Origin of the sequence: Cuniculiplasma divulgatum (genome assembly GCF_900083515.1) — an archaeon.
GTDB lineage: Archaea > Thermoplasmatota > Thermoplasmata > Thermoplasmatales > Thermoplasmataceae > Cuniculiplasma > Cuniculiplasma divulgatum.
The window spans coordinates 627,044-644,772 of the sequence record NZ_LT671858.1 but is presented as its reverse complement, the minus strand read 5'-3'; the positions used below and the strand labels follow the sequence as shown (position 1 = coordinate 644,772).

Below are 17,729 nucleotides of genomic sequence, written 5' to 3'. Positions count from 1 at the left end.
TCTGTGGTGAATTTCAATTCATATCATTCTAAAGAAATTCAAAACGGTAAATGTACATCTGCAGATCTAATAAGAAGTGGGAACCATACGAAGGCTGTAGATGCATTCTTCTTCGACAGTTATGGAATGAGTTCTTCAGTTGCATTCCAGAATATGATCAATGCAAGTGCAGTATACATTGTAGATTTCACAGTTGTATTACCAAATTCCAATAACTTTAAAATTTCAGGTAACGACGGTAATTCTGTTCATTCATTGAATCAAAATGATTTCATATTAGATCAGAATGATTCCAGCATTAAAATGGGTGGACTTAACATAAACTGGATATGTGATTCAAATATCTTTCACATGGGAGAGATAAAGAAGATGAATGGATATGATGCGTTAATTCTTTCATTTGGTCCCGTAAAATTGAGTGCTCACGAAACATACACCATTGATCCTAATATAGAACCAACAATCTCTCAGGGAAGACCTATCCACAAAAGTGGTGGAGGTGGTGGTGGAAGTGGGGGAGGTGGAGGATCTACAGCCACTACAACCTATCCTCCAACTCTCTCCAATCTGGACATAAGCCAGCCATCATCCACATGCTTTGCCAATGGTTCATCAGATGGACATGTAAAAATATCTTACACTGTAACTTCTGATACTAGTAATGGGCCAGTTAAAGAGGGCTACTTTGAGGTAACCAAAAATTGTAATGATATTCTTTTAGGAACCTCAAACGCATATCAATGCGAAAATAAGTGTTTCAGCACAACTGTTAACAATATAGGTTGCTTCAGTGGGTTTGAAATTGCATACCAATATCCTGGGACATCAGAATGGACATGTCAGGATCATCTTGGCCACTCTTTTAACGAATACGTAAATTTCAATACTGGATATGAATTACCAGATTTACAGGAGTTTCCAGGACAGGGTAAGGTTATTGATGCATCAACAGGAAAGGTAATCGCTGGAATTTCTGGAGGAATAATATTGAGGAGTGATTCCGACAGAGTATATCTTTACCAGAGCATGATATCTCCGAAAAATGTGATGGGTGTGAATAAGAGATGCTACTCCTTTGAATATTCCGGGAACAGCAAAGGTGTTAGCCAGTCAGTCTATTTTCAAAATCTTCAAGCATCGTGTGTATCAACCACTTGTGATTACACTCCACTGGAATATTTAGTTGCAGGTTTGGCAGCAGCTTTAATATTTGGTTCATTAACTGTATTAACCGACGGAATATCTTTTGTTACATTGATTACTGTTGCCCCTGAAGTCTCAGTAAACATTGCCATAGCTCTGGGCGAATATTTTGGCAATCCAGATCATCCTGTAATATTAAACAATGTTAATAATGATCAGAAATTAACCTGCTGCCAAAATGCATTTGATAAAGCACCCAATATACCAGATCCTTATTTCTATTATGGATGCTATCAACCCTCAAATATGTTTAGCGAAAGGTTTAATTTGTCAGTAGGATATAATGATCCGTCGACTATGGATCATTTCACCTATGGAGAAAAATTTGTGCTGATTAATACAACATTGACAGGAAATGTATGTGAAGAAAGAGAAACCTATTCTGGTTCTTTTACCAGTCCAGCGTATCTGCTGTTTGGGTGATTAACATGTTCAATTTTGACGAACTTCTAATATTCATCCTACCTTCAGAATTATTATTTAATTCCTGGCTGATCCGCAAAATTCATTCCGAAACGGATTTAGAGAACAAACTCCGAAAAAAAATTGTATTTTCCTATAGCATAACACATATAGTTGTAGGTATCATTGTAGGGAGTCTCATAACGTGGGTATACATTGCATTACAATTACTTCATCTCGCAGTATATGACTATTTTATCCTATTCATTCTAATAATCCTGATTTTAAATCTTATTAGGCAGATCGTAAAAACAGAGAAACAATTCAAAAGATATAGCGGTCACTATTCCATTAAACCTCCAGAGGGATTTTATGATTAGTTAGTTGAGTTGATATCATGTGAAGGTTAAGATGGCCTTCTTTTAATTTATTCCTTTTTTCGCTTTATATTGATGGAAAGAATTGAAAGAGAAGTAATAGTTTAGTGATCAGAAGTTTCTAAGATCAAATGATACAAAAAAGATATGTAATTCAGGAGAATCTGTATATTATAAGAATGCGGTATAATGTGATAAGTCCTCAGGTACCTATTTTTATTATACACCCCTAGCAATATCCTGTGCAACTGAATCTACAAATTATCTTCCTGTGATCTTGTTTGCCATATCAGTTGGTGTAGCAGTTGAAGAATACGTGTGCAATCCTGATAAAACAATAATTACCAATAATTTGAATTGTAATGGTCACTTTGAATGCTGTGACAGGGCTACATCCAAGGCCCCAAATGAGCCATATGGATATTTCAACTATGGATGTTATTTAATTTTAAACGCATTTAACCAAATCGTATGCACTTCCATAAATGAAAAAGGATCGCAGGTTGAACAGGTTGATCACTTCACATAAAACGTGGGATTTACTCTGTTTAATACAACACTTACAGGAAACTTGGGTAAGGAAGGAGAAACTTATAGTGCAAGTTTATCCAGTCCTGTATATTTAATATTCGGGTGATATGTTCATGAAAATGGACAAAAGGTATGATCTACGGATCAATTCCAATAATAGACTCCAAGAGGAAGGAGATATGTGTAAAAACGTGATAAATTAAAATATATGAAAAGCAATGGTGAATTAATATGAGTAATGTTGATCTTAATGCTGTATTTACCCTTATACTAGTTTTATTACTTTTCGGAGTAATTGTTTATTATAGTAGACAGGAAAAACAATCATATAAGAAGAGTTCTATTAAGAAATTTTCTATGAGAAGGTCGTTGTTCGGATTTACTAATATTGCCATAACCAAATCTCTCTCAATAATGGTTATGCTCATTGTATATTTTGTTCTTACCGATTTAGAATTGAGATCGACAGGTGCTATAGGGTATGCAGAATTTATTGAAATCTTAATCTCTTTAATTGGTATAATTTATGCATTAACAAATATAGTAAGATCAGAAAAGGAAATTAAGAAAATTACAGGTCACTATTATTTGATTCCTCCTTCCTGGGTTTATGACTAAAACCACTATCTTTCAAAATTATTAATCTAATAGAGTGAGAATATAAATAAAATATTATATTAATATGTATCAGTAAAAGACTTCATATTTTTCTTCTGTTCATATTCAAAAACTTTCTTTAATACTATACCGAGCAACTTATCTGGATTTACTCTAACTAGATTCTTAATAAAATAGCTGTTTGGACTTACTTTACTTTCAGTTAATATATTAGCACCAATTAATTTCTCAGAGTAAAATTGACCAGATTTAGTGTCTTCGTTATACTATTTGTTGCACAATTTAATATGCTTGTGTTATCTCCCTGAGGATGTTATAATACTGCACCTTTAAGGCAATCTCCTGTGCAATGTAGTCTGGCCTATTGGCCTTGATTATTTCTTCCATGGTTCTCTTCAATCCTGAGAAATATATCTCCACATTCCATCTCTTTCCGTAATCAATAAATTTTTTCTATTCCTTCTCTGATGTCCTTTTAATCTGACTGACTATTTTTGATCTTGAAGGTGATCCCCTGCTCCTGGTTAATGCGTTCTTTCTATCAGGTATTACAGTGTTGGAACCGAATTCATTGAATATTGCCTTTGAATCATAACCCCTGTCTGCGAATATCCTTTTGATCCTTTCCATTACAGGCTTCAGCAACTCCTTTCCACTCTTTGCATCATGCACATGCTCATCTGTTATTGCAAATGACAGTACAGATAAATCATGTATTGATATTACAGCATGAAGCTTTGACCATCCTCTTCTTGTTCTGTTCCATTTTCTTTCCAGGAAATCACCCCTTATGGTTATCTTGAATCCTGTGGAATCTATTCAGCCCACGGCTCTCCACAGGTATCTTTGAGAGGAAGAATTGGCACGATCTTCCTGATTCTTCTGAATATGCTTGTATAACACACTAAACAGATTCCGGTGGTCCTTGCAAATATTCTGGCAATTCCCACATGTGATCTGAAGGGAATGCTGTACATTGCCCTTAATTTGACAAGAAATGTTATGAATGCACTGGGTGTTCTGGAAGGATGTCCTCTCTTACCCTCATTGTTCTCTTATAAGGAATGTCTTCCAATCCATGAGAATTGATGGATCAATGAGATCTTCAATTTTATTCACACGAGATATGTAATACCTGTCAAACCTTCTGTCTGAACCGATCCAGTGCCTTCTTGTGCTTCTATTACCGGCAGCAGTGATTTGTTGATTTGTCATAACAGCAAATCGTTCCTCTGTATTTCACTATGCAGGAGGAATTATGCAACACACTTCTATTTTCCTGCAGGTTTTAATACATTACAGTCTCCATTTTTGTTTAAAATTCTTATCAACAAACCTTAATTAAAATGTTTCCATATCTGAAACGCCCTGAGATTAGTATAAATGATCTCATGAGTTTATATGACGACACAGGGCAATAAATCGCCTCGCCATATGGGCCTCTGCACTAGTATAGGATCTAATTCCTGCTATGAAATGCCGATCAGAGGCTGGCGAAAAATTCCCCGGGGGTCAGAGGAACCAGGAAAATGAATGGTTCCCGTTAGAACGGGGAAAAGATCAAGAGGTTATACATGGATAGTGATCGAAACATTGAACTCGAAAACCCCAAGGTTCGAGAAGTGGTAGACCTTGTAAAGAATTACATTTATACCTATGAAATAGAGGTAAATCCACTCTCTATTAAGTTCATGTTTCTGGATTCAGATAACCCATTAATAACGAAGAAGTTCTCTGAATTGAGTCAGAAGCTAATATCCATGGGTTATATTCCGCAGATGGTTAACAGCTACGAACATTATGTTCAGGTTTCAATGGGACAGGAGAAGAAATTTGTATCCAGTAAGGTAAACCTCATAATGCTTATTCTTACCATACTATCCACACTATATGCTGGATATTATTTTACAGGAGATTTCATAAAACCTGGTGCAGATGTTTTCTGGAGAACTGTACTGTACGGTTTTGTATTTTTTACACTTCCACTTCTGACCATACTGGGAGTGCATGAATTTGGTCACTTCATTGTTGCAAGACATTATAAGGTTAGGGCTTCCCTTCCTTTTTTCATTCCTTTTATCCCACTGGCATATTCTATAGGTACATTTGGTGCTTTCATTTCCTTAAGAGACCCTTTTCCAAACAGAAAGGTAATGACAAATATAGGAGCAGCTGGACCCATTGCAGGTTTTGCAACCGCCTTTCCCCTTTTGTTTGTTGCAAACTATCTTCAGAAGACAATGCCACTCTATCATCATTTTATCCCCTATTTCCTTCATTATCCATTTATTTATCATATTCTTGGATTATTAATGCCAGTTACAACTCCATTTTTTCCAATGACCATATCAGTCTGGGTTGGAATATTCGCAACTGCCCTGAACCTGTTTCCTGTTGGGCAGTTAGACGGTGGCCACATCGTTAGAGGGATGCTTGGAAGAAAAGCAATATATCTGAGTTACTTTTTCATTCTTGTCCTCTTCTATCTTGGATTAAGCTACACCGGTTGGTTACTTATAGCAATTCTTGTGCTTTTCCTTGGGTTAAATCATCCACCAGCCCTTGATGATACATCACCAATAGGTGCACTGGAAATAGGTGTCGGAATACTGGTTCTCATACTTTTCATACTTTCATTCACTCCTGTACCAATCTATCTTTAAGCAGGAGTAAATAACATACAACAATCTTTATTATCAGAATTAGATATTTGGCATTATGGCAGATGATTTGTCAAATATTGATAAGTATGTAATTACGATGAGAAGACAGTTTCATGAATTTCCAGAGTTGAGTTTTCAGGAAGAACAGACAGAGGAAAGGATAATAGAGGAACTTGAAAACATGGGGCTGAGACCCCATGTAGTTCCTAAGGGTGGCCTGTATGCAGATATTAAGGGAGGTTCTGAGGGAAAAACCGTTGCTCTTAGGGCCGATATGGATGCACTTCCCATCAGGGAAGAAAATGATATATCCTTCAAGTCAAGAAATGATGGTGTAATGCATGCCTGCGGCCATGATTCTCATATGGCAATGCTGCTGGGTGTAGCGAGATCATTGATGCAGAAGAGAGATCAGTTTAACGGTACTGTGAGGCTTCTCTTTCAGAGAGCAGAGGAGATGCCTCCAGGTGGGGCTGTAGAACTGATAAAGGCCGGGGCTCTAAAAAATGTTGATTACGTTGTTGGCCAGCATGTCATGTCCGGTGCTCCAAGTGGAACTGTAGCAATTTTTCCAAAGGAGTGCATGGCCAACGCGGATGAATTCAGAATAAGGATACACAGCAAGGGAGGGCATGGAGCATACCCCCATACAGGAGTTGATACACTGATGATTGGTGCCATGCTTGTAGTACAGGCGCAAACAATAGTGTCAAGAGTACTTGACCCAACGGAAGCATCTGTAATTACATTTGGTAGAATGGATTCGGGATTCAGGTATAACGTTATTGCACCCCATACAGAACTGAGAGGAACAGTCCGGACATTCACTGAGGAGGACAGGGTGAAGAGTGAGAATTTCCTTAGGGAAATGGTTAGCAATTTATGCAAGACATACGGGGCGGAGTTTGAGTTTGAATTTCTGCGCGGATATCCTGCTGTAATAAATAATTCTGAGGTTGTGTCAGTTATAGAGAGTGTGGCAAGGAAGGTTGTGGGAGAGAAAAACATAATACATCCAAAGCCCCAGATGGGAGGGGAGGACTTTGCATACTATGTGCAGCAGGTTCCTGGAGCATTCTATTTCCTTGGAGTAACAGATAAGAATGAGAAAAATCCAGGAGCAAACCATTCACCACAGTTCACCATTGATGAATCAGCTCTTTCAAAGGGGACAAGGCTAATGGAGGAAGTGGCCCTGAAACTTCTATCCTGATATTATTGCCTGAGAAATACTGAAAAACGATATAATACAGTAATTCATGTTTGACCATGGATTTTATTGAAAAATACAGTGACTTTCTCCAGAATAGCAGAGAGATAATAAGGAGAAGCCTTATTTTACACGAGGAAGATCCGGCGTATATTTATTTTAAGGATAGGGTTCGAAAATTATTTCATGAACTCCCAGAGCAGAAAAAACCTGAACTCAGAATCAGTGCAACAGATGGTTCAGAATTTTCAAGAGAACTGTATAATGGACAGAAGCTTGTAGTTGCAAGGGCTGTTTCCCAAATAGAAGGAGAAGAGCTTGAGGAAGATAGTTTTCATCTTATTCACGTGGACAGAGAACAGAAAAGTGAGCTCATAAAGAGAATAATGGAGAATCTCGAGCATATAGTAGCAACAAGGTCAATGCTGGAGAAAGACGCAAAAATATGCATTATGGATGGATCACTTTCCGGCAGGCTTTACTGGAGGACAAAGAAATTTGATACTGATCTACCTGATATTTATTCTCTGTACACAGAAAAGCTTGTAGATTTCCTTCGAACCGTTAAAGAAAAAAAAGTCATTCTGATCTTTATAGGTAAGAGTTCTGAAACTATGATTCTCAAAAGAACTATAATGGAAACAGACAGCAATGTACCTGAAAGTGTGAGAAAACAGTCAATAACTGATCATCTCTTAATAAAATCTATAGTGCAGAATCCAGGATATACTGAGCCCATATTAGTGGAAAGAGAAATCACAAAGGATCAAAAGATATCATTCTATACCATGCATGTTCTTCCATCCATGGACGATACACCTATGAAGGTTGATTTCATCATACCAGATGGGTCTGATCTGGATCACAGGGATATAGTATCATGGATTATGTGGGGTTATACAGGTTTGAAAAATCACAACCTGTGGATATCACTTGCAGACAAGAGGGTAAAATTCCACAGGGAGGAAACTGAGGATATTATTATGAAACTTTTCATAAAAATGGCTGGATCAGAATATGTTGAAACAAGGGGTGAAAGACGTGCAAGAATCAGATTTTGATATAGGATACGTGACAGGACAGAGTGAAAGCGAGTATTTTCAGTTCGTGATCAGTCCAGAAGCAGTGCTCAAAAGGTGGGAGTATATAACAGTGGTGCAGCAGGGGAGAAGCATTATAGGGAGAGTTGAAAAGCTTCTTTCGTTCAGTGATCTCATTGGACAGAGTATAGATTTTGAGACCGTTAAGAAATTGAACAGCACCAAAATAAGAGAGATAGTTGATGTTGCAAGGGCAAGAACAGTTGGATCAATAACTGATGATGGAAGAGTTCTGAAAAGCAACAGAGAACTCATAAGACCCGGAACACCAGTAAGGCGATCGACAGAGAATGAGATGAAGACACTCTTCGGTTACAGTGAGGATGGAAATCTTGAACTTGGATCACTTACAGATTATGATAATGTGAGAACAGGGATATCCATCAATGGAATGAGAAGGCATGTTGCAATTATGGCACAAACGGGTGCAGGAAAAAGTAATACGGCTGCCGTTCTTATAGAGGAACTTGCAAAAGCTGGAGCGACCATAGTCGTATTAGATCCACATGCGGACTATTCGCTGATGAAGGCGAGCAAATCCATGGCTAATATAACGAAGGTGTTCAAAACACCAATGAGCACAGGCCGGTATGGAACTGAACTCAATTCCCTAACTGAACGATTCTCACTGAGATTTCAGGATCTTGAGGAGGATGATCTGTTCAACATAATGAGGATCGATGAGCAGTGGACAAACATGAGGGAGATTGTCAGGCGTCTATATTCCAATATTAAGGGAAAGGGAAATTTTGAGGATTTCATGCGAGCCTATGAATCCATGCCTCTCCAGGATAAATCAAAGATTGCTGGGAGAATAGCCCTGCTCAAGGCTGTAAAGGATATATTTACCGATGTTACAACACCAGTCGAATCTTACCTGAGACCTGGCCAGCTTTCCATTCTGGATCTTTCAGGTCTTGATCAGGATATAATATCATATTTCTGCCTGAAGGTTCTGGATGAGATATACGACCAGAAAACATCAGGAAATTTCAGGTATCCCGTCTTTTTCTTCATAGAAGAGGCACATAATTTTGTTGGGAGAGAGACAGTTGGAAAATTACCCCTACTGATTAAGAAAATAGCAGCAGAAGGAAGAAAATTTGGAACATTTCTTGTTGTGATCACCCAGAGGCCCGGAAAGATAGATCAGGATGTGTTGAGCCAGTGCAACTCGCAAATAATTCTGCGTGTTACCAATCCTATGGATCAGAAGGCAATTGAGGAATCCTGCGAGAGTGTTAGTGAATCAATCATAAATGACCTTCCTTCACTGAATACGGGAGAGGCTGTACTTGTTGGGGAATTCGTCAGATTTCCTGTAATAATAAAGGTCAGGAGAAGGGAAACACGAGAGGGTGGTGGTGATATAGATATACTGCCATTGATGAAGGAATCAAAAATGCTGAGAGAAAAGGCCACCTCACCTGAAAAGAATAGAGATTTCATAAAGGGGCTGGTGTGAACGGTCAGGTTCCTGCATATTTCAGATACACATTTGGGCTCAGTGCAGTATGGAATTCCAGAAAGGGAACTGGATTTCTATGACGCCTTCAGGGAGGGCATACAGATAGGAATAGACAGGGACGTTGATTTCGTCGTTCATTCCGGTGATCTGTTTGATTCAGCAAGACCATCTAACAGGGCACTAAGGGTTGCTGAAGAATCTATGATCTTGTTACAAAAGAACAATATTCCGGTATTCTCCATTGCAGGTGATCATGACAGACCAAAGGTAAGGGATAATCCATCTCACCTCCTTTTCGATCTTTTTGGACTGAAAATACTGGGACTTGAGGGATTTGAAAGTACAATATTCAGGAAAGGAAATGAGGAAGTATTCATCGGTGGCGTCAGCAATATGAAGTTATTCAAAAGAGAACAGTTGAAGAATGAATATGACAGGGCAAGCAGGGAGGCATCGGAGCACAAAATTTCCGTATTTATGTCCCATCAGGCAATATCCCCATTATTCCCTCCGGAAAGCTCAGAGGCAAGGGAAGAAGACCTTCCTGTAAATTACACATATCTGGCTTTTGGCCATATACACCAGTTCATAAAGAAAAAATTTGGAAGGTCACTTTTCTGTTATGCAGGTTCAACTGAGGTGAAAAGCACAAATGAGATTTCAGGATTAACAAGACAGGGAAAGGGTGTTAATATTATTGATACAGATGGAGATGAAACAGAGATGGAAAGGGTGATCCTGAAGAGTGTCAGGGTCCAGCGAGATCTTACAGGAACCCTGGATGAATGTCTTGAGAAACTGGACGAACTTAATAATCAGGAATTTGAAAAGAAACCAGTAATCACCATGCATATACATGGTAAGCCTAATGTGAAATACATGAGGGAAAAACTTGGTGAATACAGGGAGAAATTCATAATCAGACAGCCCATAATAGAAGAGAATGCAGAGGCTGTTGAAATGTCACCATCTTTTGAAGAAAGTATAGAATCAATATTCACCAAATATTTTGGTGATGAGAAAAAGGGTAACATGGCACTATCAATATACAATTTGATAAAGGAAGGAAAACACAGTGATGAGGATATATTGAAGATCTGTGAGGAGATTTTGAATGATCATTGAAAATGTGAAGATGGAAAATTTCCTATCACACAGTCATAGTGATGTAAATCTTGGTACTGGAATTAACATCATACTGGGACAGAATGGATCGGGGAAATCATCCATCTTTGAGGCCATAAAGGTCGCATTCTTCGGTCAGGGAGAGAGTGAGAGAAAGAGAGTTGTTTCATACAATTCAACAATGGCAAATATACAGGTCAGGTTCAGAATAGGTACTCATGAATATGAAGTATACAGACAGATAGAAAATAAAAAGGACAGAGAGACTACAAGAAGCGCTGCACTTCTTATGGATGGGCAGAAGTTAGCAGAAGGTGCAAGTGCGGTCTCTAATGAAATTCAGAACATTATGGGCATTTCAAAAAGTGCCTTCATAAATTCAATTTATGTTGATCAGGGGCAAATAGATTCACTTGTTAAAGAATCACCAGCCGAAAGAAAGGATGTGTTCAATGAGATCATAGGATTAAAAAATTACGATAAGGCGTTCAGCGAGGTGGACAGGATTGTTAAAGGCATGTCAGAAAGGATCGGCCAGTATGAATATCTCACAGATGATCTTAAAAAGACAAATGATGAGAAGGCCAGAAAGGAGGAAGAACTTAAAAATGTGATTCTGGAGGAAAATAAGAATCATCTGGATATGGATCAGACGGAAAGGCTGAAAGATAACATAAACGAAAAACACCGGAAATTTATTGAAAAAACCGGTAAATTGCAGTCCCAAATAGAATCTACAGAAAAAGCAAAGAAAGAGATGGATGAACTGGAGAGGAAGATTGTTGATTTAAGAGAAGGCCTGAAAAATCTTGATTCTCTAAAAAGAAAGCAGATTGAAATGGAAAATAGCGATCTCTATCTTAATGGGGATAAAATAACACTTATAGAACAGAGCCTAAGGCAAATTGAGGATGAAAAAAATCAGATAAATCAGCTGGAAAAAGAGCTTGAAAGTTTAAGGGAATCCGCGAAAGAAATAAATTCGCTAAATAAAAGGTATAGCGAACTGAATTCTAAAATAAAGGAAATAGAAGAAAAGGAAAAGGAGAGAGAACAGACTTCAGAGGGAAATTACAAATACATAAACCTTGAGAAGGAAGTTGGGAAAAAATTGTCTGAAGTTGAGAAAAGTAAAAAAATGTTAAAAGAAATTGAAAAAAGCCTACCTGAGAGGATTGTGTCTCAAAAAATGTCATTTGATGATGTTGAAGAGGAAATAAAAAAACTCAGAACTGAAGAAAGTGAGAAGGCATCGGAAATTGCTACCTGCAGTACAGTAATTAAAAGATTGACAGATGAAATCACTAAATTAAAAGCGAAAATAGATGAACTGGAGAATGAACGACAGTGCCCACTGTGTGGTCAGGAACTCACCCAGGAGCACAGGTCAAGAGTTATGGAAGAATACAGAACCCAAATTGAGAAATCAGAGGAGGAGATAAACTCAAATAAAAGTAAGCAGAGTGCACTCAGAAAAAAGATAGAAAACCTTAATGCTAGTATTGAAGCATTTTCATCAAATTACGTGAGAAATTATTTCAAGATAAATGATGACATTAGTCGAACTGAAAAAGAAATAAACTCTATGCAGAATGATCTTAATGGAACAAGAGATGCGCATATAAAGTACGAACAAATTTTATCATTCTTGAAGGATAGCGAAAAAATAAAGAAAGAATTCAGGGAGTTGGAAAGCAAAATGTCAGGCTTGAAAGGTACTGTTGAATCTCTAAATAAACAGGATATACCTGAAAAGATTAATGCAAGGAGAAAAAAGATTGATGAAATCGAAACGGATATTAAATCCAACCAAAAATCATACTCTCTCTGGCAACAGGGAAAAAGATCACAGGATTTTGATAAATTGAAGAAAGCAATTATGGAACTGAAAGTGGAGATAGAGTCGTATTTGCGTCAGGAAGATTCCTTGAAAGATGCAAAGACAAGGCAGGACTCTTTGAGAGTTTTAATTGAAAATGCTAATACAGAAATTGGAAAATTAAAAGAAGAGATAAATCAGTTCGGTGATATAGACAGAGAGTTATCAGACATAAATTCGAGGTATAGCGATCTTGTGGAAAGGAGAGTAAATCTTACCGGTCAAAAATCATCACTGAATACATCCATTCAGGATCTTGAAAAGAATATTGAAAAGTTTAAGGGAGATCTTGAAGAGATAGAAAGGACAAAGAAACTTCATGATTTTCTAGTTCTTGTAAGGAAAGCATTCAACAGAGACGGAATACCACAGCTCATAAGACAGATGGCACTGGAGTCAATTAACTCCATAACAAGGAACCTAATCTCAAGATTCAACCTCAACATGGAAGATATCAGGATATCAGATGATCTGGATGTTGATATAATGCAGTATGGTGAGGTAAAAAATATCACTCAGCTAAGTGGTGGTGAAAAGACTGCTGTTTCCATTGCAATGAGACTGGCCATAGCCAAATATCTTGGAAGGAATATAAGCACCATCATGATGGATGAACCAACAATTTACCTCGATGAAGAGAGGCGTAATGACCTGCGCGAAATACTTCAATACGCCATGAAGGATCTGAGCGATGAGGGAATATTTCCTCAGATTGTCATAATAACTCATCACACAGAACTTGAAACCGCTGCAGATATTTCACTGCATGTGAGTAAAGTTGATGGAAGATCTGTTGTTGAGAACAGTTCTTACTGAGAATTTTTACTCTTATAATCTTTTATCATTTTAATCAGAGCATCATAGGACAGAAGGGCACACTTCTCTCTTGCAGGTCCAAGTGTTAGCCCAAGATTTCCAAGGACGTCGGTTTTTTTCATGTCCATAACAGTTTCAATGCTTTTTCCCTCAACATTTTCTGATAGAATTGATGCAGAAGCTACACTAATAAGGCAACCCTTTGCAACATATTTAATATCCTTTATCTTTCCTTCCCCAATCTTTACATACATGGCTATGGTATCACCACATGTTGGATTTGTTTCCATTATCTGTTCATCTGGATTTTCTATCTTACCAAAGTTCCTTGGTTCCTGATAATGCTCATCTATTATTGCGCTGTATACTATATCATCACTCATCTTACAATCATCCTCTTTTCTATTTTTTCTATGGAATCAAACAGGTGATCCACATCCTCTTTGTCATTGTATATGTAGAATGAAGCCCTTGCAGTGGCATAAACACCAAGAGCAACGGTCATAGGCATGGCACAGTGATGACCTGATCTGAGTTCTACTCCTTCGATCCTGTCGGCCATATGTGAAATGTCATGGGGATGCACCTCATTTCCAAATGGTTTATCACTTTCTATCTTCTTTCTGATGTTGAATGTGAAAATTCCAGCCTTAATATCAGGATCTCTGGGGCCATAGCTTATTAGATCATCCATGTTCAATTCGTCTTCTCTTTTTAGAACGTATGAAATAATATCCCTTTCATGTTCTCGAATATTTTCCATTCCCAGTTTTTTTAAATAATCAACTGCTGCGGACAGACCTATTGCCCCTTCTATATTTGGTGTGCCTGCCTCGAACTTTTCTGGCACATCTGCTGGAATAAAATGATCCTCATATACCTCCTTTATCATCTCTCCGCCACCCATGTAAGGTGGCATTTCGTTAAGTATTTCTTCAGTTCCATACAAACATCCTATGCCAGATGGTCCCAGCATCTTATGCCCGGAAAAGGCCAATAAATCACACTGCAGTTTATTCACGTCCACTGGCATATGTGGAACGCTTTGGGCACCATCTATAACAAACTTTATTCCCAGATTGTGAAGGTGTTTTCCCATATCGTTTAGATCGTTGATTGTACCAAGAATGTTTGAACACTGGGTCAGTGACACAACCTTTGTTCTTGGGCTCAGATGTTCTTCAACCATTTTCCAGTCAATCCTGTCTTTCTCCCCATTATCTATAAATTTCAGATTAAGGTTCCTGGCTACCGTCTGTATCTGCCATGGTACAATGTTTGAATGGTGTTCCATTCTTGAAATTAGTACCTCATCCCCTTCCTTTAGCATGGATGTAAGACCCGATGCTGCAAGATTGAGTGCCTCCGTTGCATTCCTCACAAATATTATTTGATTCTCTGATGCCCCTATGAAATTAGCAACATTCTCTCTTGACCTGTTGTACAGATCTGTCGCCTCTTCTCCTACCCTGTAAACACCCCTGTGAACGTTAGAATTATGATTCTCATAAAAATCAACTATGGAATCAATAACAGATTTTGGCTTCTGGGTTGTGGCAGCATTGTCCAGATAGACTATGTTCTCCCTTTCAAATCTTTTGAAAATTGGAAAATCTTTTCTTATTTCTTCTACATTGATCAAATTAGTCGCCTTGATATATAATGTATGTGTTTTAAAAATTTATATCCTTTGAATATTCCTGCACGGTTTCGACAAATTTTTTGTTGTTAGATTTTTCTATAATGGATTCTATAAAGCCTCCTGTTATGAGAGTAGTTGCAGTTTTCTCATCTATTCCCCTGCTTTCTAAGTAAAGTATCTGTTCTTTATCCACACTGCTGATAGCTGAACCATGCTTTGATCTGGTGTTATTGTTTCTGATGATCAACGCAGGTTTAGAGTTTGCATATCCTTCCTTTGAAAGCAAAAGTATCTTTGAATCGTAAAATCCTGTTGAAAGAATGCTTGGTAATTCAATATCTATATTTCCCCTGTGAATTGTTGTACTTGATCCTTTAACGACACCTCTGACCTCAATGTCAGCAGAGGTACTCTTTCCGATCTGGAAGCTGCTGTCTCTGACATCAATGGCCTGATGTCCATTACTAAAGCTTGCACCGAATACCCTGTAATCAGATTCATCCCCTTCCTGTGTCGATTCATTTACAAACAGTAATTTTCCTGAACCGTGATTCACGTGGAATATCTTGAAATTGGAAGACTTTTCCTGAAATGTTCTGACATATGTAATGTCATTCACTGCTGTGTTCTTGTCCTGAAGATAATTATATTCAAGGGATGCACCTTCATCGAGGAATATGTATGTAGCCTTCCCCTGTGTTGGATTGCCTGATGCTTCACCTTCGGTGTACCTGGATTCAACAAGATTTACCTTTGAGAATTTCCCAATTAATATAATGTTCTTCTCAGAACCTGAATCCATACCATCGTTGTATGCATCTATGGTGAGCTTAACACTTTTATCGCCATCGATCTTTACAAAGTAGCCTCCACTCCATGATGCATTTATCAGAAACTCCTCTCTTTCCTTTCCCTTCTTTTCCCATACCACGGAAGGAAGTTCACTCAATACATCGGTAATATTACTTATTTTTACCCCGGACACTTCCTTCTTGGAAATAATCCTGCCGTTGCCTATCATTACGTCGTATTCCCTGCCCTTTAAGGCTGGCTTAAGAGGTTTGTATAATCCTGTTGCCATTCTTTCAAGGTCTTTTTCGGAAATATCCACATAATCCTTGACTGTGGGACTTTCCTTGTACGACCTTTTTGGTGTTTTGAGATAATTCAGGAATGAATCCTGTCTGAAATCATAGGCAGGATCTTTTAGTCTTGTTTTTAAAAGATCAGAAAACTGTTCCATGAAAGATCATCCTACTGCTCCCAGTTTGTTCATTTCAAGTTTTACCAGTCTGTTCATTTCAATGGCAAATTCCATTGGAATTTCTTTCATTACATCATCCAGGAAACCAAGAACAATCATAGAGCTTGCCTCGTCCTCTGAGAGTCCTCTTGATCTTAGATATGTAAGTTCTTCTGTTCCTATCTTTCCAACGCTTGCCTCGTGGGAGAATGTTGCAGTGGGTTCATATATCTCATCGTGGGGGAACGTTAGTGACTGAGAATCATCGTTTATCAGAAGGGCATCACACTGTACCTTGCTTCTTGAATCAATTGCCCCCTTGTTCATTCTGAGGAGCCCTCTGTATATTGCCTTTCCGTCCTCAATACTTATGCTCTTTGCAATTATTTTTGATGTTGTGTGAGGAGCTAGATGTATGGCCTTTGCGCCCGTATCCTTTATTGTTCCGGCACCCGCAAGTGAAATATTCAGGTTTGATGTAGATGCGTATGGTCCTCTCAGATAGGATGAGGGATATATCATTGTTATCTTGGAACCCAGTGATCCTCCGACCCATTCCATTTTTGCCCTTTCGTCTACCCAGGCTCTCTTTGTTGGCATATTGTATACACTCTTTGACCAGTTCTGCACACTTGTATATCTCACATCTGAATCTTTTTGTGCATATATCTCAACAATTGCGCTGTGAAGTGAATCCTTGTCCCATCTGGGTGCTGTGCATCCTTCGATGTAATGAACCTTGGAACCTTCATCTCCTACAACTATGGTGTGTTCGAATTGTCCAGTGCTTTCATTGTTCATTCTGAAGTATGTCTGCAGAGGCATATCTATATGAACGCCCTTGGGCACATACAGGAATGATCCTCCACTCCATACTGCTCCATTAAGTGCTGCAAACTTATTATCAGTGAATGGAACTGCCTTGCAGAAATAGTCCTTTACAAGGTCCGGATGGTTCTTTACAGCCGAATCAAGATCCATGAAAACAACTCCCTTATCTTCCCATACCTTTTTCAGTGAATGATACACACCCTCGCTTTCGTACTGTGCAACTGATCCTGCAAGATATTTTTGCTCCATTTCTGGTATTCCCAGTTTCTGGAATGTATCCTTTATCTGATCTGGCACATCATCCCAGTTCTGGGATGTTCTCTCATCTGGTCTGTTATAGTATGTGGTGTTTTCCCAGTCTATGCCGGACAAATCAGGTCCCCATGTTGGCATGGGCTTCGATTGAAATATTTCTAACGCTTTCAATCTCATCCTTCTCATCCAGTCTGGTTCTTTCTTAATCTCTGAAATCTCCTCTACTACAGACTTATTCAGTCCCTTTCCTGTGGAATAAACAGGGCTGAATTTATCATGAAATTCCCAGTCTGAAGCCTTGGAACCTTTCAAACTTTCAACTAATCTTTCTATTTCTTCTTCCTTTGTTAACTCAACTTCCATCTT

General features: G+C 38.3%; 13 protein-coding genes and 1 pseudogene. 9 read left to right on the top strand and 5 right to left on the bottom strand.

Going from position 1 to position 17,729, the window contains the following annotated elements; all coding sequences use genetic code 11:
* Window positions 1–6: 6 nt before the first annotated feature.
* The 3 genes from CSP5_RS03180 to CSP5_RS03170 all read left to right on the top strand — a co-directional run bounded on the left by CSP5_RS03180 (window position 7) and on the right by CSP5_RS03170 (window position 3,131).
* A complete protein-coding gene (locus tag CSP5_RS03180) occupies window positions 7–1,626 on the top strand; it encodes a hypothetical protein (protein WP_148689606.1) in 1,620 nt (539 codons plus the stop codon).
* A 633-nt stretch (window positions 1,627–2,259) separates the two neighbouring features.
* Window positions 2,260–2,511, top strand: a complete 252-nt coding sequence (locus tag CSP5_RS03175) for a hypothetical protein (protein WP_077076046.1) — start codon at window positions 2,260–2,262, stop codon at window positions 2,509–2,511.
* Window positions 2,512–2,744: 233 nt separating this feature from the next.
* On the top strand, window positions 2,745–3,131 hold the full coding sequence (locus CSP5_RS03170) for a hypothetical protein (protein ID WP_021789799.1): 387 nt from the start codon (window positions 2,745–2,747) through the stop codon (window positions 3,129–3,131).
* A gap of 282 nt (window positions 3,132–3,413) precedes the next feature.
* Here CSP5_RS03170 and CSP5_RS03165 read toward each other — a convergent pair.
* Window positions 3,414–4,346: pseudogene (locus tag CSP5_RS03165) on the bottom strand (IS5 family transposase).
* A 359-nt stretch (window positions 4,347–4,705) separates the two neighbouring features.
* Between CSP5_RS03165 and CSP5_RS03160 the strand changes: the two are divergent.
* The 6 genes from CSP5_RS03160 to CSP5_RS03135 are packed head-to-tail and all read left to right on the top strand — an operon-like array spanning window position 4,706 to window position 13,392.
* Window positions 4,706–5,794 (top strand): site-2 protease family protein, encoded by a 1,089-nt coding sequence (locus CSP5_RS03160; RefSeq protein ID WP_021789802.1) that lies wholly within the window; start codon window positions 4,706–4,708, stop codon window positions 5,792–5,794.
* A 55-nt stretch (window positions 5,795–5,849) separates the two neighbouring features.
* On the top strand, window positions 5,850–7,007 hold the full coding sequence (locus tag CSP5_RS03155; protein ID WP_021789803.1) for a M20 metallopeptidase family protein: 1,158 nt from the start codon (window positions 5,850–5,852) through the stop codon (window positions 7,005–7,007).
* Between the two features lie 56 nt (window positions 7,008–7,063).
* Window positions 7,064–8,065 carry a DNA double-strand break repair nuclease NurA gene (locus tag CSP5_RS03150; protein ID WP_021789804.1) on the top strand — a complete coding sequence of 334 codons (1,002 nt, stop codon included), beginning with the start codon at window positions 7,064–7,066 and terminating at the stop codon, window positions 8,063–8,065.
* Window positions 8,046–9,569: a helicase HerA domain-containing protein gene (locus CSP5_RS03145; protein WP_241810775.1), complete on the top strand. Its 1,524-nt coding sequence runs from the start codon at window positions 8,046–8,048 to the stop codon at window positions 9,567–9,569. The genes CSP5_RS03150 and CSP5_RS03145 overlap by 20 nt, the downstream gene beginning before the upstream one ends.
* A 12-nt stretch (window positions 9,570–9,581) precedes the next feature.
* Window positions 9,582–10,697, top strand: coding sequence for a DNA repair exonuclease (locus CSP5_RS03140; RefSeq protein ID WP_077076044.1), 1,116 nt, complete (start codon window positions 9,582–9,584; stop codon window positions 10,695–10,697).
* Window positions 10,687–13,392 carry an AAA family ATPase gene (locus CSP5_RS03135; RefSeq protein ID WP_077076043.1) on the top strand — a complete coding sequence of 902 codons (2,706 nt, stop codon included), beginning with the start codon at window positions 10,687–10,689 and terminating at the stop codon, window positions 13,390–13,392. Before CSP5_RS03140 ends, CSP5_RS03135 begins: the two co-directional genes overlap by 11 nt.
* On the opposite strand, the gene CSP5_RS03130 is transcribed toward CSP5_RS03135, so the two are convergent.
* Genes CSP5_RS03130 through sufB form a run of 4 tightly spaced genes read right to left on the bottom strand, consistent with a single transcriptional unit; the run spans window position 13,386 to window position 17,726 of the window.
* A complete protein-coding gene (locus tag CSP5_RS03130) occupies window positions 13,386–13,775 on the bottom strand; it encodes an iron-sulfur cluster assembly scaffold protein (RefSeq protein ID WP_077076042.1) in 390 nt (129 codons plus the stop codon). The genes CSP5_RS03135 and CSP5_RS03130 overlap by 7 nt on opposite strands.
* Window positions 13,772–15,034, bottom strand: coding sequence for an aminotransferase class V-fold PLP-dependent enzyme (locus CSP5_RS03125; protein WP_021789809.1), 1,263 nt, complete (start codon window positions 15,032–15,034; stop codon window positions 13,772–13,774). The genes CSP5_RS03130 and CSP5_RS03125 overlap by 4 nt, the downstream gene beginning before the upstream one ends.
* Before the next feature lie 31 nt (window positions 15,035–15,065).
* On the bottom strand, window positions 15,066–16,277 hold the full coding sequence (locus CSP5_RS03120) for a SufD family Fe-S cluster assembly protein (RefSeq protein ID WP_021789810.1): 1,212 nt from the start codon (window positions 16,275–16,277) through the stop codon (window positions 15,066–15,068).
* A gap of 6 nt (window positions 16,278–16,283) precedes the next feature.
* Window positions 16,284–17,726 carry a Fe-S cluster assembly protein SufB gene (gene sufB, locus CSP5_RS03115; protein ID WP_021789811.1) on the bottom strand — a complete coding sequence of 481 codons (1,443 nt, stop codon included), beginning with the start codon at window positions 17,724–17,726 and terminating at the stop codon, window positions 16,284–16,286.
* Between the last annotated feature and the right edge of the window lie 3 nt (window positions 17,727–17,729).

Bases quoted from the DNA above. Each gene is read 5' to 3' on its own strand.
- CSP5_RS03170 (WP_021789799.1), top strand. From the start codon at position 2,745: ATGAGTAATGTTGATCTTAATGCTGTATTTACCCTTATACTAGTTTTA.
- CSP5_RS03160 (WP_021789802.1), top strand. From the start codon at position 4,706: ATGGATAGTGATCGAAACATTGAACTCGAAAACCCCAAGGTTCGAGAA.
- CSP5_RS03155 (WP_021789803.1), top strand. From the start codon at position 5,850: ATGGCAGATGATTTGTCAAATATTGATAAGTATGTAATTACGATGAGA.
- CSP5_RS03150 (WP_021789804.1), top strand. From the start codon at position 7,064: ATGGATTTTATTGAAAAATACAGTGACTTTCTCCAGAATAGCAGAGAG.
- CSP5_RS03135 (WP_077076043.1), top strand. From the start codon at position 10,687: ATGATCATTGAAAATGTGAAGATGGAAAATTTCCTATCACACAGTCAT.
- CSP5_RS03130 (WP_077076042.1), bottom strand. From the start codon at position 13,775: ATGAGTGATGATATAGTATACAGCGCAATAATAGATGAGCATTATCAG.
- CSP5_RS03120 (WP_021789810.1), bottom strand. From the start codon at position 16,277: ATGGAACAGTTTTCTGATCTTTTAAAAACAAGACTAAAAGATCCTGCC.
- sufB (WP_021789811.1), bottom strand. From the start codon at position 17,726: ATGGAAGTTGAGTTAACAAAGGAAGAAGAAATAGAAAGATTAGTTGAA.